This window comes from Xenorhabdus thuongxuanensis (assembly GCF_001908095.1).
Lineage (GTDB): Bacteria > Pseudomonadota > Gammaproteobacteria > Enterobacterales > Enterobacteriaceae > Xenorhabdus > Xenorhabdus thuongxuanensis.
In genome coordinates this window covers 1-681 of record NZ_MKGR01000102.1, presented here as the reverse complement: position 1 = coordinate 681, position 681 = coordinate 1, and the positions used below count along the sequence as shown (strand labels likewise).

1 protein-coding gene is annotated in these 681 nt (G+C 47.6%); it reads left to right on the top strand.

What is annotated here, in order from left to right; all coding sequences use genetic code 11:
* A partial coding sequence (locus Xentx_RS18235) for a site-specific integrase (protein ID WP_139292552.1) occupies window positions 1-385 on the top strand: 385 nt, incomplete at its 5' end.
* Between the last annotated feature and the right edge of the window lie 296 nt (window positions 386-681).

Below are 681 nucleotides of genomic sequence, written 5' to 3'. Positions count from 1 at the left end.
GGCAAGGGCGATGGCTGCCGGTGCTGAAGGCCACGATCCAATTTTCGATCTCAGCCGGTTAAGTGTGCCGCACCCCAGCCGGCTTTCCCGTTACCAATATGATATCAATCGGGAAAAACAACAGCTCCGTTCTTTCTTTCGTCGGCTGTCCAGGGAGTGTGATTTTGCCGTCTCGCCTCACCGTTTTCGCCATACCGTGGCAACGACGCTGATGAAAGCGCCGGATCGGAACCTGCCGTTGGTGAAAAGATTACTGGGGCATCGTAATGTCGCGACCACGATGGAGTACATTGATCTCGATATGGAAGTGACGGGGAAAACACTGGAGCGGGAGCTGGGATTGTACACCGATCGTTCTGATGAGCCTGCCGGTGAGAAGGAATAAAGCGGATTAAAAAAATCAGGGCAGATCGCAGGATGGATTAAGGAGGAGATAGCGTGAGCTGCCCTGCATCAACAGTGATGGGATGGAAAAAAGCGTTCATGCTGATCCGGTATCCCGTCGTGAAGTTTATACCCGACTTGACATCAGAATCAATTACTGAAATCATTACCTTAAACAAGAAAAGGGCAACTGATAAAACAGCCACCCTGTCATCTTGTCTTAAATGTTTTTATCGACTAAACAGTACAAATTGAACTGATTAGGCTTTAACATTTAATTAACGATTGATTCTTTTT